The following is a 12952-nucleotide window of genomic DNA, read 5'->3' as shown; positions in this document are numbered from 1 at the left end:
GAGGCCGTGGCTAAGAAGAATGGTTATGTGGACAACGGTTGGCCGGAAGAACACGGCGACGATCACGCGGTGACCGAACTGGTCGCGCACCTGGCGGGAGCGCTGTCGCCGTTCGGCGACACCCAGCTGCCCAAGCCGGCAGAAGACCTGCCCTTCATTCAGTCGAACACCGTCGTCAACCGCTGATCTGACTCAGCACCCGTCGCCGGCCGAACCGTGAGGTTTGGCCGGTTTTCTTTTTGGTGCGGGACCCCAGTCGAGGTACTGAACAGTCGAGGTACTGAAACAGCCGAGGTACGGCAAACGCGAAGACCCCCGCCGAGGCGGGGGTCTTCGTCGTTCAGATCAGGAAGCTCAGCCGAGGTTGTTCAGCAGGCCCTTGTTCTGGTTGTACAGGTTCAGCTGATCCGGGGTGAGCTCGTAGCCGGAGGCCTTGGCGGCCTTCCATGCGCCACGGACCTCGGGGCTGACGTTGGAGTCCGCGAGAGCCTTGTCGACCTGCTCCTTGGCCTCAGCGGTGTTGGTGGCCTTCGGGGTGCCGAGCGAGCCGTTGGACGACGGCGCGTCGCTCTTCGGCGCCAGCGGGTTGGCCGGTGCGGCCGGTGCTGCCGGAGCGGTGCGCTGGGTGGGGCCCGAGAGCACGGTGCCGCAGGTGGGCCATGCGCCCTTGCCCTGGCTGGCCAGCACGCGCTCGGCGACAGCGATCTGCTCGGCCTTGGTGGCCTGGTCCGCGGTGGCGGCGTACTGGCCGCCGCCGTGCGAGGTCCAGGTGCTGGGGCTGAACTGCAGGCCGCCGTGGTAGCCGTTGCCGGTGTTGATGGCCCAGTTGCCGCCCGACTCACACTGTGCGACCTGGTCCCACTCTGCGTCGGTGGCTGCCGAGGCGCTGCCTGCGGTGGAGCCCATGAGGGCAGCGCCGCCGCCGATGATCGCCGAGGTGATGGCGATCTTTGCGAAAGTCTTGGTGTTGGAGGTCTGCTGCTGTGCGTGACGTCCGGACATAGTTTTGTTTCCTCTCTCCACGCGCCTACGAGGTGAGCTGTCGGGTTCGAGCGAGAGGTGCTCGGCCCCTGGCTGCATCACTGGGTGTGACGCGCACTTGGGACTTAACCCCAAGGCTGGTCGCGGAGGCGATCAGCCGGTTCCCGTGAGGGATGTTGGGTCCCCCGTCCTCGCTCCTGAAACTGCATTTAAACGGTTGCTCATCCGGCGGAAGCGAGGCTGGGCGCGACCGGTTGAACAGTTGGTTGTCGGTCACCGGGCTGGCGACCGACATGAACACTACGTCGTTCGATCGGATTGATCATCCGTTCTCAGGGGGGCCTGATTACTCGCCGGTAACCGAATTTTCGGCCGTTTTGGCGTCATCCCAGTTCAGGCCGCTGGCACCCGTCCCGTGTCCGCATTGTTATCAACCTGTTATGTGACAAGTGTCACAATCAACTTGAGACGTCGGCCACTCAGGATTGCGCCCGACGCGCCTCGAGAGCGCGGAAGCTGCTCGCGTGGAACACCAGTGGGTCCACGGCCGGGTCGCAGCGAAGGGCTTCGATCTGCAGCAGGACGACCAGGTGGTCGCCCGCCGGGATCTCCGAGAACACGGTGCAGGCGAGATGTGCCGTCGCGCCGGGGACGAACACGGCGCCGGACTCGTCGAAGATCGGGTGGATGCCGTCGAAGCGGGTCTCGACCGGACCGGCCAGCCGTCGGCACAGCTCACCCTGGTGCGCGGCGAAGACGCTGACGCCGACGGCGCCGGACCCCTTGAGCGTCGGCCAGGTGCTCGAGCCGTTGCGGACGCACACCGAGACCAGCGGAGGGTCCAGCGAGACGGTGGTGAACGCGCTGGCCGACATGCCGTTGGGGCCGTCGTCGGCGCTACGGCAGACGGCGACCACGCCGGACGGGAAGCAGCTGAAAGCTCGCTTGAGGGCCGACTCGTCGGCGGCGGGGCGAAGCGGACGGTCGGCGGCCGGAGAAGTGGTCATCGACTTCGGCGTCCCGACAGCAACGCGAAGACGACGCCGAGGAACAGGCCGACGGGGGCGCCCATCGCCAGGATGTAGATGATCGTGACCGGCACCGTTCCGGTGTCGCGGACCGCGGGAAACAGGAGCGCGAGACTCGCGACCATGCCGATGCCGAACATCACGACGGCAACCCCGAGCAGGCGGGAGGACTTCTGGGTCTGCATGGCAACCACGGTAGTCGTGGCGATAGAATCGAGTGCAGTGCGCCTCTGCTCGGACTGCCATCGGGCTCAGGCGCTTTTGTCTGTGGCAGAGAAGATCAGTTGAAGGTGAGCGCAGTGCCGAGCGGTCAGGTGAAGTGGTACGACTCCGAGAAGGGCTTCGGGTTTCTGTCGCAGCCTGGCGGAGAAGACGTCTACGTCCGCGCCAACGCGCTGCCGGAAGGCGTCGCCGAGCTGAAGGTCGGCCAGAAGGTCGAGTTCGACATGGCGGCCGGTCGGCGCGGACCCCAGGCCCTGCGAGTCAGCGTGCTGGAGCCGGCGCCGAGCGTCGCGCGCAACACCCGCGAGGCGGCCCGCGAGGCAGGCCGTCGCGAGCGCGACGCCAAGCGGCCGTCGCCCGATCAGCTGCACGGCATGGTCGCCGACCTGATCACGCTGCTCGAGACCAAGGTGCAGCCGGGACTGCGTAACGGCCGCTACCCCGACCGCAAGACGGCCCAGCTGATCTCCGAGGTGGTCCGCGGCGTCACTCGCGAACTCGATCGCTGACGCACGTCGTCGTCGAACGCGAAAGCGCCCTCCCGGCCGGGAGGGCGCTTTCGCGTTTGTGGTCGGTATCGATCGATGTCACTTGCCGCGCTGGTCGGGCAGCGGGGCGTCGTTGCGAATCCGGAAGTCGACCGGCAGGGTGCGGATGGCGTAGACCCCGCGGTACAGGATGTCGCCGCCGACCTGCTGGCCCGGGATCTTCTCCTGGTACGCGGCCAGCGGTCCGATCTCGACGCCCAGCAGGACCCGGTCCGGAGTGCTTTCGAGAACCTGCGTGTACTTGGTGTCGGGCATGTGCAGCCAGCTGACGCGCTGGATGCCGTTGGGCGTCGCGTACTCGGCGACCAGCGACCACGGTCCGGACTGGATGTCGTGCGGGACGCTCAGTACGGCGCGACCGCCGACCGGCACCGGGTGGTCGACGATCCGGAGGTTGAACTCCCCGTTGGGGCCGACCCCCTCGCACTCGTCCATCTTGACCGAGCACCAGAACGACGGCTCCACGTGCGAGAGGTGATCGCCGGCCTGGAACGCGACGGTCGGCAGGGGCTTCTCCGAACCGCGGACCAGCAGGGTGGTTGCGACGGCGATGATCACCAGGGCCGCGACGACCACCGATCCGATGATCGCGAGGGCCTTCTTGTCTCCCGGTTGCATCACGTTGAACTCGTCTTTCAGTAGGGGGCTTGAGGGTCAAGGACGTCGACGGCGAGCCGTCAGCGTCGGAGGTGATCGGGGACCGCGATCGGCATGGTCGGCGCCGCGTGATCGGGGCGCCGGCCGCCGAAGCCGGGGACCAGGGTGGATCCTCGGCTGGTGAGGATGGTCTGGACCATGCCCATGCCGACGAACACGGTGACGACCGTGAAGCCGATCCACAGCTCGGTCGGCAGCAGCACGCCCAGTGAGGCGCCGAAGACCCACGACAACTGCAACACGGTCTCGGAGCGGCCGAACGCCGAGGCTCGCGAGGCCTCGGGGAGGTCGTCCTGGATGCTCGAGTCCATGCAGACCTTCGCGATGGCGCTGGTGCCCGAACCGATGAAGGCGGCGACCACGACGAAGATCAGCGAGTTGAAGATGGCCGCCAGCAGGCAGCCGACGAAGGTCGCGACGGTGGCCAGCACCACGATGCGGGTGGGGTTCTTGAGCTCGACGCGGGTGCCGACGCCGTTGCCGAGCGCATTGCCGACACCGGCGGCGGCACCGACCGCGCCGAGCATCATCAACTGCGCCAGGCCGGAGTCCACGTGGTCCTGGGCCTTGGCGTAGAACGCGGTGTAGAGGGTCAGGAAGCCGGTGAGGATGCGAATGGATCCGTTGCCCCACAGACCGGTGACCACGGACCGGCCGAGCGGCTGGCGCATCTTCTCCGTGAGGCGTTTCGAGAGGCTGGGTTTGTCGCCTGCGGTCGTCACCCCTGTTGTCGTTGCCCCTGCGGTCGTCGCCCCGGCGGTGGGCGCCTCCGCGTGCGGGTTTCCGCGATAGGTGATGGTCGTGGGGACCTCGCCCTCGGTGACCTCGACCCACGACGGAATCTTCATGCAGTAGTAGGCGCCCATCGCGGCGACGACCACCAAGACGAGCATCGCGCCGGGGACGTGGAACGGGAGGGCCTTGCCGAGCAGGAGCTCGAAGGCGCCGGCGATGCCACCGCCGACGATCGTGCCCGCGATCAGGCCGAACGTGGTGAGGCGGGAGTTGACGCGCGGCAGGTCGATCGACGGCGGCAGCACGCGGGGCGCGACCGCCGATTTCAGGACGCCGAACGACTTGGACAGGACCATCAGGCCCAGTGCGCAGGGGTACAGCACCCACGGCTTGTACAGCAGCTGGCCGGAATCCGGATCCCACGACGAGTTCACGATGATCAGCAGACCGAGCACCGCGCGCAACCCGAACGTCGAGGCCATCGCGATGCGTCGGCCGTTCTGCAGGCGGTCGAGCAGCGGTCCGATCAGCGGGGCGATCAGGGCGAACGGGGCGATGGTCAACGCCAGGTACAGGCCGACGTTGGTCTTCGACTCGGCGGTTGCGGCGGCGAAGAACAGGGTATTGGCCAGCGCCACAGCCATCGCCGCGTCGACGGCCGAGTTCGCGATCACCGGCAGGGTCAGCGCCGTGAGACCGGAGCGGTCGGCGCCGTCGGCGGTCGCCGCGCGGTGCACCATCTTGACGCCGCGCTGGGTGAAATACTTCGACCGCTTCGCCATCACACGGGCGACGGTGACCTTCTCCGGCGGCTCGAACGGGACGTCGTAGCGGCGGTCGTCACCGCGCTTGTCGTTGCTGGGCCGACCGTTACCGGGCTGACCGTTAGTGGGCCGCCCGTCGATCTTCGTGGTCGGCTCGTCGTGCGCGTCGAGCGGAGGCAGGTGGGGATTGCGGGTGCGGGGCGGCAGGTAGCCGTCGCTGGCCGGACGGTTCCGCGGCTCGAACGGACGTGTCGGGACGCGCGGGCGGGGATCGGCCGGATAATTCGCCTGACCGGGATGCGGCGCGGGCCGCCGCGGGGGCCGCGGCGGCTGCTGCCGACCTCCGCTGTGCGGTCGGTCGTCACCGGGTTGACGAGGATTCACATCGTCAATTGTTCCCTATCGCGCCGACAAGGCTGGGATGAGGAGTGCGCCAACAATTCGGACAGGCGAAAATCGGCCTCGAAAACCGCCGACAACGGTCCCTGACGTGCATTCCGGGCGCTGGCTATTGCACACTGGAAGGGTGAGTCTTGCAATCGACAACGGCACCGCGGTGAATAGCGCACTCGTGGACGCCGTCGCCTTCGCGCGCGACGCGCTCATCGCCGATGGTGAGCAACCCGGTGAACACCTGGGAGCCACCGCGGAGGGCGAGTTCGCCGCCACCCACTATTTCGCAGCTCAGGTCCCCGGATACCGGGGATGGCAGTGGTGCGTCGTGGTGGCCGGTGCACCGGACTCGACGGAACTGACGGTCAGCGAGGCCGTGCTGCTGCCCGGCGACGGAGCCCTGTTGGCGCCCGAGTGGGTGCCGTGGGTCGACCGCATCGCGGCAGGCGACCTGGGCCCCGGCGACACGCTGGCCGCGCCCGACGACGACCCGCGGCTGGTGCCCGGCCAGATCGACACCCTCGACGTCGACCCGATCGATCGCGATCAGGTCGGTCAGGTGGCAGCCGAGATCGGTCTGGGGCGTAAGCGACTGTTGTCGTTCGACGGTCGTGCCGAGGCCGCGCAGCGCTGGCACGACGGCGAGTACGGCCCGGCGTCGGAGATGGCGCGCAGCGCACGTCACTCATGCGGCACCTGCGGTTTCTACCTGCCGATCGCCGGTGCGCTGCACGGCGCCTTCGGCGTGTGCGCCAACGAGATGGCGGCCGATGGTCGTGCGGTCTCGGTGGACTACGGCTGCGGCGCGCACTCCGATGTTCGCGCGGCGACCGGAGCGGGCAGCCCCGCGTACGACGCGTACGACGACGGCGCCGTCGAGATCGTGACGCTGCCGAAGCCTGCGGCGGCACCGGAGGTTGCTTCGTCGGAGGCAGAGACGTCCGAGTCGTCGGACCCGAATGCCCCGTCCGAGAGCTGATCTGACACCGGGAGCTCTGCCCGATCCGTTCGGGACGGCGGAACTGCGCGAGGCGACCCTCAGCGGATGGCAGTCGTCGCCCACCCGCCTCGAAGAAGACGCGGCCGCCGAGGCCGAACTCCTGGAGATCGGCTATCGCGGACGGCTCTTCACTGAACTCGCGGCCAACGCCGCCGATGCGGCGGCCGCCGCCGGAGTGCTCGGCTGCATGGCGGTCTGGGCCGAAGGCCCCACCGTCCGCATCGCCAACACCGGCGCGCCGCTGACCGTCGAGGGCGTCCGCTCGCTGGTCGCTCTCCGGGTCTCGCCCAAGCGCGCCGATCCCGGCGCGACCACCGTCGGCCGGTTCGGCATGGGTTTCCGGGCCACCTCCCTGGCCCCGCGCGTGACGATCACCTCCACCAGCGGAGCCATCGAGTTCGACACGGCGCGCACCCGGACTGCCGTCGCCGAGCGGATGCCGTCCGCCGATCCGACCGTCGTCCCCGGTCAGCGACTCGCGTGGCCGTCGGCCGCGACCCCGACCGACGGCTTCGACACCGAGATCGTGCTGGAGGTCGGCCAGGAGTCGATCGCCGCCGCACTGGTGGCCGACGCCGCCGCCCAGGCCGCCGACCTGCTGTTGGAACTGGAGTCGATCGACCGGATCGACGTCGCCGGGCAGCGCTATGTTCGCGTCGACGACGCCGACCAGGTGATCGTGCTGCGCGACGACACCGAGCTGCGGCGATGGATCCAGGCGCGGTCGGACTCGACCCGCTGGTTGGTGCCGGTGGTCGACGGCCGGGTGCTGCCACTCGACCGCGATGTGCTGCGCAGTCCCACCGCGACCGACATCGAACTCACCCTCCCCGCGCGGTTGATCGCGCACCTACCGCTGACCTCCGACCGCCGCGACCTGCACCCGAGCGCCGACGTCGCCGCGGCTGCCGCGGGCTACCCCGAGCTCGTCGCTCTGGTGCCCGACGACCAGAAGCAGGCTGTCGTGCCGCCGCCCGCACTGGCCGTCGGCCGGGTGGACGCCGAACTCCGCGAGGCGGTGCGGGCCCAACTCGCGATCGCGCAGTGGGTGCCGTCGGCCACCGGCGCCGCGCTCGCCCCGACCCGCGCCTGGGTGCTCCCGGGGATCACCGTCGACCTGGCCGAGGTGCTCGTGGAGGTCCTGGAGCCGCTGGCGCACCCGGATGTCAGCGATCGGGTCACCGCGTCACTGCTGGTGGGTCTCGGCGCGCGGCAGCTGGGTTTGGCCGACATCGCCGAGCTGCTGTCGGGCGTGCAGAACCGACCCGAGTGGTGGTCGCGGCTGTACGCGGCACTGGCCGCGCTGGTGCCGGACGGGCGGGCGGCCGAAGAACTCGGGGCCCTGCCCGTTCCCCGTGCGGACGGTCGGATGCACGTCGGTTGCCGCGGCCTGTACCTGATCGACGGCCTCGACGCCCTCGACCACCCGCCGGTCCCGACCTGGATCCCGGCGCTCGAGCCCGCGGCCTACGACCCGCTGCTTGACCGGCTCGGCCTCACCCGCATCTCGCCGGCCGAGGCGATCGATCATCCCGATCTGGCCGCCGAGCTCGACAGCGTCGACGACCACCACGCGCTCGCCGACGTGGTGCTGCGACTGCTGGCTCTGCCCGACGCCGGGCCGGCGCCGGCCGCACTCGGTGCGCTCGAGATCGCCGATGCCGACGGGGACACCCGGCCCGCCGACGAACTCCTGCTGCCCGGCAGCCCGCTGCAGTCGGTGCTGGTCGACGACTCGCCGTTCGGGGAGGTGGCCGCCGCGACCGTGGAGACCTACGGCGCCGTGGCGCTGCGACGCCTCGGCGTCGGCTGGGGGTTCTCGGTGATCCGCGATCCGTCGCCGGTGGCACCCGACCACGACCTCCCCGACGAAGATCTCTGGTGGGACTCCCACGAGGTGCCGCCCGACGAGCTCTCGGCGGTGCGTGATCTCGACCTGGTGGACCCCGACCGCTGGCCCGAGGCCGTGCGCCTGTTGACCGACGACCCGGACACCGCGCCGCTCCTGGCCGGGGGTTACACCCGCTGGTGGCTGCGTCGCTACGCCGAGATCGGGGGAGTGCCGCTGCGGCGCCTCCGACCGATCGACGACACCGGGTTCCGCGGTCTCTTCGACGCCGTCGAACTCCCCGACTCCGCGGCCGGACTGCTTGCCGGCGACGTCCCGGACGACTCGGCGGACGTCGAGGGCTGGCTGGCCGCCCTGGCCGACCCCGACCGCGAGATCGCTCCCGGCGTGGCGGTGCGCGCGCACGCGGCGCTTGTCGCAGCCCTGCGCTCCGGCGTCGTGCGGGTGTCCGACGTCGAACCCCCTGCGGGTGTCCGCACCGTGGCCGGGACGGTCTCCGACGACCCGATCGTCGTCGACGCCCCGTGGTGGACTCCCGTGGTCGCGGCCGACCGCGCCGTCCTTCCCGGCCTGCCCACGGTCCGGGACGACGCCGAACTGCTGGCCGACCTGCTCGATGCGACCACGGCCTCCGAGCGCTTCCATGCGCTGCCCGACCTCGACGGCGAGGCGGTGGACCCGGATTCGTCGGAGGCCGTCGCCCTGCTGGCCGCCGTTGGAATGGCCGCGCCGCGCCAGGTGCGACTGCACGACGACCTGCACGTGAGCCTCACCGACGACGACGCCACGACGCGCCATCGAGTGCCGCTGTGGGTGGCCGACGACGGTACGATCCACCTGAGCCGAGCCCGAATCCGCTGACCGGTACGGTGGGTTGGGTGGCAATCACGCCGCGCGGCAGGGCATCCGGGAGGTAAGGCAGCAGTGCGGCAGTTCCCGATCGACGACAACATCACCAATTGGGTGGTCGGCGCCCGGCACGAACCGCTGACATCCGTGGCACACCTGGTGACCTCGCTCGGCAACACGCTGACTCTGGTCCTGGTGGTCATCGGCGTGTTCGTGATGGCATGGCTCGCGAATCGGATCGACCTCGCGGCGTTGATCGTGCTCGGCGGCCTCAGCGGCTATTTTCTGATGGTCATCTTGAAACTGATCTTTGCGCGCGACCGTCCACCGATCGGTGGTCGTCTCCTCGATGTCGGGGGCAACGCCTTCCCGTCCGGCCACGCGATGATGAGCATGCTGGTCTACCTGCTGACGGCAGTGATTCTCTATCGGATCTACCCGAAGCTGCGGGTGCGTGCGGCGGTCCTGCTGTGGTTCCCGGTGCTCTCGATCCTGATCGGCCTCAGCCGGATCTATCTCGGGGTGCATTGGGCGTCCGACGTCGTCTTCGGCTGGCTCTTCGGAATCGTGTGGTTCGGCGTCTGCCTGTTCGGGCACGCGCAACTGGTCCGTCGACCGGCCATCCTGCGGCTGGCCGGAGATCCGATGGTCTCGCGGACCGTCCCCACCACCGTCGCCGGTTCCGCGGGTCAGGACGCGTCGAGGCCTTCCTGAGCGCCGCGGGAGCCGCGTCGAACCCCTGCCTTCTGGATCAGGACCACGGCGGTCCCGAGAACGCCGACGCCCAGCCCTACCAGGCACACCGTGAGCGCACGGTCGGGGCCGATGCCGGTGAGCCACACCACGACGGTGGCGACCGCCCAGAGGAGCATTCCGGCGATGATCACGGGTTCGGGCGCCCGAAGACTCGCGGGAAGCTGAGGGATCTGGGTCTCATCCGGCATGGATACAGGGTAGCTTTCGCTGGGGTGGAGCAAAGTCGGCAGCGGGGGCACGCGACAATTGTTCTCGCACTCGACCTGAGACAGTGAAGGACGTGCCGATGACCGACCCGGTCGACAACGAATCGTCAGAGGCCAACAGCCCGGCGACGCCGAAGAGCACCAACGCGGTGCTCGACCGCTACTTCAAGATCCGCGAACGCGGAACCACCGTCGCACGTGAAGTCCGGGGCGGATTCGTCACGTTCTTCACGATGGCCTACATCGTGGTCCTGACCCCGATCATCATCGGCGGCGTGCCCGGCGAGCCGATGAACGCCGACGCGCTCGGCAACGTGCTGCCGATGCTGCAGGTGTCGGCGGTCGTCGCCCTGGTGGCCGGCGTGATGTCGATCCTGTTCGGCCTGGTCGCGAACTATCCGTTCGGCATCGCCGCGGGCCTGGGCATCAGCAGTCTGCTGGCCGTCACCATCGCGCCGCAGATGAGCTGGCCGGCCGCGATGGGTCTGGTGGTGGTCAACGGCATCATCATCGTCATCCTCGGTTTCACCGGTGTGCGAACCGCCGTGTTCAATGCCGTTCCGCCGGAGCTCAAGTCGGCGATCGCCGCGGGCATCGGCGCGTTCATCGCGTTCATCGGCCTCATCAACGCGGGCTTCGTGACCCGCCCCGAGGCCGCGGGCGCGCCGCCCGTGCAACTCGGCAACGACGGATCCATCGCCACCGTGCCGACCCTGATCTTCGTGATCGGTGTGTTGCTGATGGGCGTGCTGGTGGTCCGCAAGATTCCGGGCGGCCTGCTGCTCGGCATCATCGTGATGACCATCGTCTCGATCATCGTCGAGAGCATTCTGCACCTGGGGCGGGCGGCCGACGGCGACGGCGGCTGGGCCATGAACGTGCCGAAGATGCCCGACGGCGTCGGCGGCCTGCCCGACCTCAGCCTGGTCGGCAAGGTCGACGTCTTCGGCGCCTTCACCGGTGAGTTCCCGAACGTCAGCGTGCTGATCGCGTGCGTGTTCGTCTTCACCCTCCTGCTGTCGAACTTCTTCGACGCCATGGGCACCATGACCGGTCTCGGCAAGGAGGGCGGCCTCACCGACAAGGACGGCAACCTGCCCGACATCGGCAAGGCGCTGGTCGTGGAAGGCACCGGCGCGATTGTCGGCGGTGCGGCGTCGGCGTCGTCGAACACGGTGCTGGTGGAGTCGTCGTCGGGCATCGCCGAGGGCGCGCGCACCGGCCTGGCGAATGTGGTGACGGGCGTGCTGTTCCTGGCCGCGATGTTCTTCACCCCGCTGTACAGCGTGATTCCGATGGAGGCCGTTGCGCCCGCGCTGGTGGTCGTCGGTGCGCTGATGATGGGCCAGGTCCGCGACATCGACTTCTCCAGGTTCGAGTTCGCGCTTCCCGCGTTCCTGACGATCGTCGCGATGCCCTTCACGTACTCGATCGCCAACGGCATCGGCGTCGGCTTCATCAGCTGGGCCGTCATGGCCGTCGCGCGCGGCGATCGTAAGAGCATGCACCCGCTGCTCTTCGTCGTGGCAGCCCTGTTCATCGTCTACTTCGCTCGCGGCCCGATCTCGAACCTGATCGGGTAGTGCCTTGGGTGGCGGGCCGGGAAAGTGATTGATCTGGGCCCTGTGGGGGCGCTGATCAATCAAAATTCTTGGGCCGCACGCTGAGTGCCGCTGCCGCGCTGCGGAACCCGTTCGGCCGGTCGACCCCTAGAAGAAGGTGCCGGCGAACGGGGCTTCTTCGACGGCGAACATGGCGGCGAGCTGGGCGCAGGCCTCCGTCTGGCCGTCGATACGACCGGCGCATGTCATCTGGCGCACCGAGATCCCGCCGAGGTAGACGCTCGAGAGGGTCGCGATGTCGATACCGATCTGGGCGGGATCGTCGGTGCGGGCCGCCTGAGCGGTGCCGTCGTCGGCGACGGTGAGGCGGTAGCGGCCGGCTCGGTCGCCGAAGCCGTCGGTCACGTCCAGGACGAGGTCGCCGGGGGCGGCATAGGTGCGCAGCTGCAGGGCTTCGACGACATCCAGGATCGACAGCCACAGCTGGTCGGAACGACCCTGGACCTGGACGGCCCGCGCGTTATGCAGCTTGAGGGGCAGGGGATCGTCCACCGGGATCGATGCCTTGATCGCGGACACCAGGTCGAGCCCGGTCAGGACCCGCCACAGGTCGGTGTGCGCCTGCTCGGTGGTCGCGACGAAGTCTTCGACGATCGCGGTCTTGTCGCGCGCGTCGATCCGATAGGCGGCGTACCCGTCGACGTGCAGCAGATGGTGCAGGCCGCTGGTCTGCGAATTGCGACGGAAGCTGCGGTCGGCCATGATCGACGGCCACCAGGTCTCCGGCCGGGTGATCGCGCCGGTCCGACCCGCAGCCCATCGCGCATGAACGGCAGGGACATGCTTGGCGATCTGTTCCTGGTTGCCGTACCGGACCCGCGAGTCGGCGGGGACGGGCGTGCGGAACTCCGCGGCGCGCGGTTCGACGCTGACCTGGTGGGCGAACACCGCCGGGCCGAAGCCGAAGCGCTCGTAGATGCCGCCCTCGGACGCGGTGAGGGTCGCGAGCGGAAGCCCGCGCTCGCGCCAGGTGCGGTACTCCTCGGTGATCATCCGACGCAGCAGACCGCGTCGCCGATGCGTCGCCGACACCGACACCCACGACAGCCCCGCCGTGGTCGCGACCGTCCCGCCCGGCACCGTCACCGGGACCGGGAAGTACAGGGCGACGGCGACGATCGGACGACCGTCGGATGCGGTGTCCCGAATGACGACGGTGTCGCCCTCGCCCGCGCGGTTCCGGAACTCGATCATCTCGTCGCTGGGCAGCGGCTTCGGCAGCGCGAACGCGCGGGCGTCGATCGCGAGAATCTCCGGCCAGTCGGTGCCGCGCGGCCTTTCCAATGCCAGCGGGTCGGTGTGGTCGGCGTCAGAGATCGGATTGCTCACCCGTCCAGTGTGC

General features: G+C 69.1%; 13 protein-coding genes and 1 riboswitch. Of the genes, 6 read left to right on the top strand and 7 right to left on the bottom strand.

Annotated features, from left to right (window positions below; all coding sequences use genetic code 11):
• Positions 1-6 precede the first annotated feature (6 nt).
• The gene (locus GX543_RS10390; RefSeq protein WP_290851796.1) at positions 7-186 is read left to right on the top strand and encodes a hypothetical protein; all 180 of its coding nucleotides are present in this window, start codon (positions 7-9) and stop codon (positions 184-186) included.
• A 168-nt stretch (positions 187-354) separates the two neighbouring features.
• Here GX543_RS10390 and GX543_RS10385 read toward each other — a convergent pair whose 3' ends face one another.
• The 3 genes from GX543_RS10385 to GX543_RS10375 all read right to left on the bottom strand — a co-directional run bounded on the left by GX543_RS10385 (position 355) and on the right by GX543_RS10375 (position 2194).
• Positions 355-1002: a transglycosylase family protein gene (locus GX543_RS10385; protein WP_290851795.1), complete on the bottom strand. Its 648-nt coding sequence runs from the start codon at positions 1000-1002 to the stop codon at positions 355-357.
• A gap of 6 nt (positions 1003-1008) precedes the next feature.
• Positions 1009-1199, bottom strand: a riboswitch (cyclic di-AMP (ydaO/yuaA leader).
• A 261-nt stretch (positions 1200-1460) separates the two neighbouring features.
• Entirely contained in the window at positions 1461-1988 is a 528-nt protein-coding gene (locus tag GX543_RS10380) for a flavin reductase family protein (RefSeq protein ID WP_290851794.1), read from the bottom strand.
• Entirely contained in the window at positions 1985-2194 is a 210-nt protein-coding gene (locus GX543_RS10375; protein WP_290851793.1) for a hypothetical protein, read from the bottom strand. Before GX543_RS10375 ends, GX543_RS10380 begins: the two co-directional genes overlap by 4 nt.
• Before the next feature lie 114 nt (positions 2195-2308).
• Here GX543_RS10375 and GX543_RS10370 point away from each other — a divergent pair, with 114 nt between their 5' ends.
• On the top strand, positions 2309-2740 hold the full coding sequence (locus GX543_RS10370) for a cold-shock protein (RefSeq protein ID WP_290851823.1): 432 nt from the start codon (positions 2309-2311) through the stop codon (positions 2738-2740).
• A gap of 78 nt (positions 2741-2818) precedes the next feature.
• Here the strand turns inward: GX543_RS10370 and GX543_RS10365 are convergent, their stop codons facing one another.
• Positions 2819-3397 carry a DUF2771 family protein gene (locus GX543_RS10365; RefSeq protein WP_290851822.1) on the bottom strand — a complete coding sequence of 193 codons (579 nt, stop codon included), beginning with the start codon at positions 3395-3397 and terminating at the stop codon, positions 2819-2821.
• A 59-nt stretch (positions 3398-3456) separates the two neighbouring features.
• Positions 3457-5319: an MFS transporter gene (locus GX543_RS10360; protein ID WP_290851792.1), complete on the bottom strand. Its 1863-nt coding sequence runs from the start codon at positions 5317-5319 to the stop codon at positions 3457-3459.
• Between the two features lie 142 nt (positions 5320-5461).
• Here GX543_RS10360 and GX543_RS10355 point away from each other — a divergent pair, with 142 nt between their 5' ends.
• The 3 genes from GX543_RS10355 (at position 5462) to GX543_RS10345 (ending at position 9740) form a co-directional block, all read left to right on the top strand.
• Complete coding sequence (locus tag GX543_RS10355) at positions 5462-6307, top strand: DUF3027 domain-containing protein (RefSeq protein ID WP_290851791.1); 846 nt, start codon at positions 5462-5464, stop codon at positions 6305-6307.
• Positions 6288-9038 (top strand): hypothetical protein, encoded by a 2751-nt coding sequence (locus GX543_RS10350; RefSeq protein WP_290851790.1) that lies wholly within the window; start codon positions 6288-6290, stop codon positions 9036-9038. The genes GX543_RS10355 and GX543_RS10350 overlap by 20 nt, the downstream gene beginning before the upstream one ends.
• Before the next feature lie 63 nt (positions 9039-9101).
• Positions 9102-9740: a phosphatase PAP2 family protein gene (locus GX543_RS10345; RefSeq protein ID WP_290851789.1), complete on the top strand. Its 639-nt coding sequence runs from the start codon at positions 9102-9104 to the stop codon at positions 9738-9740.
• Here the strand turns inward: GX543_RS10345 and GX543_RS10340 are convergent.
• Positions 9716-9970 (bottom strand): DUF2530 domain-containing protein, encoded by a 255-nt coding sequence (locus tag GX543_RS10340; protein ID WP_290851788.1) that lies wholly within the window; start codon positions 9968-9970, stop codon positions 9716-9718. The two genes, GX543_RS10345 and GX543_RS10340, sit on opposite strands and share 25 nt — an antisense overlap.
• A gap of 98 nt (positions 9971-10068) precedes the next feature.
• Here GX543_RS10340 and GX543_RS10335 point away from each other — a divergent pair, with 98 nt between their 5' ends.
• Entirely contained in the window at positions 10069-11571 is a 1503-nt protein-coding gene (locus GX543_RS10335) for an NCS2 family permease (protein ID WP_290851787.1), read from the top strand.
• A 126-nt stretch (positions 11572-11697) separates the two neighbouring features.
• On the opposite strand, the gene GX543_RS10330 is transcribed toward GX543_RS10335, so the two are convergent.
• Positions 11698-12939 (bottom strand): GNAT family N-acetyltransferase, encoded by a 1242-nt coding sequence (locus GX543_RS10330; RefSeq protein ID WP_290851786.1) that lies wholly within the window; start codon positions 12937-12939, stop codon positions 11698-11700.
• Between the last annotated feature and the right edge of the window lie 13 nt (positions 12940-12952).

This window comes from Gordonia sp. (in: high G+C Gram-positive bacteria), assembly GCF_012515855.1.
Lineage (GTDB): Bacteria > Actinomycetota > Actinomycetes > Mycobacteriales > Mycobacteriaceae > Gordonia.
Note: the sequence above shows the minus strand (reverse complement) of the source record. Positions and strands in the feature narration are given on the sequence as shown.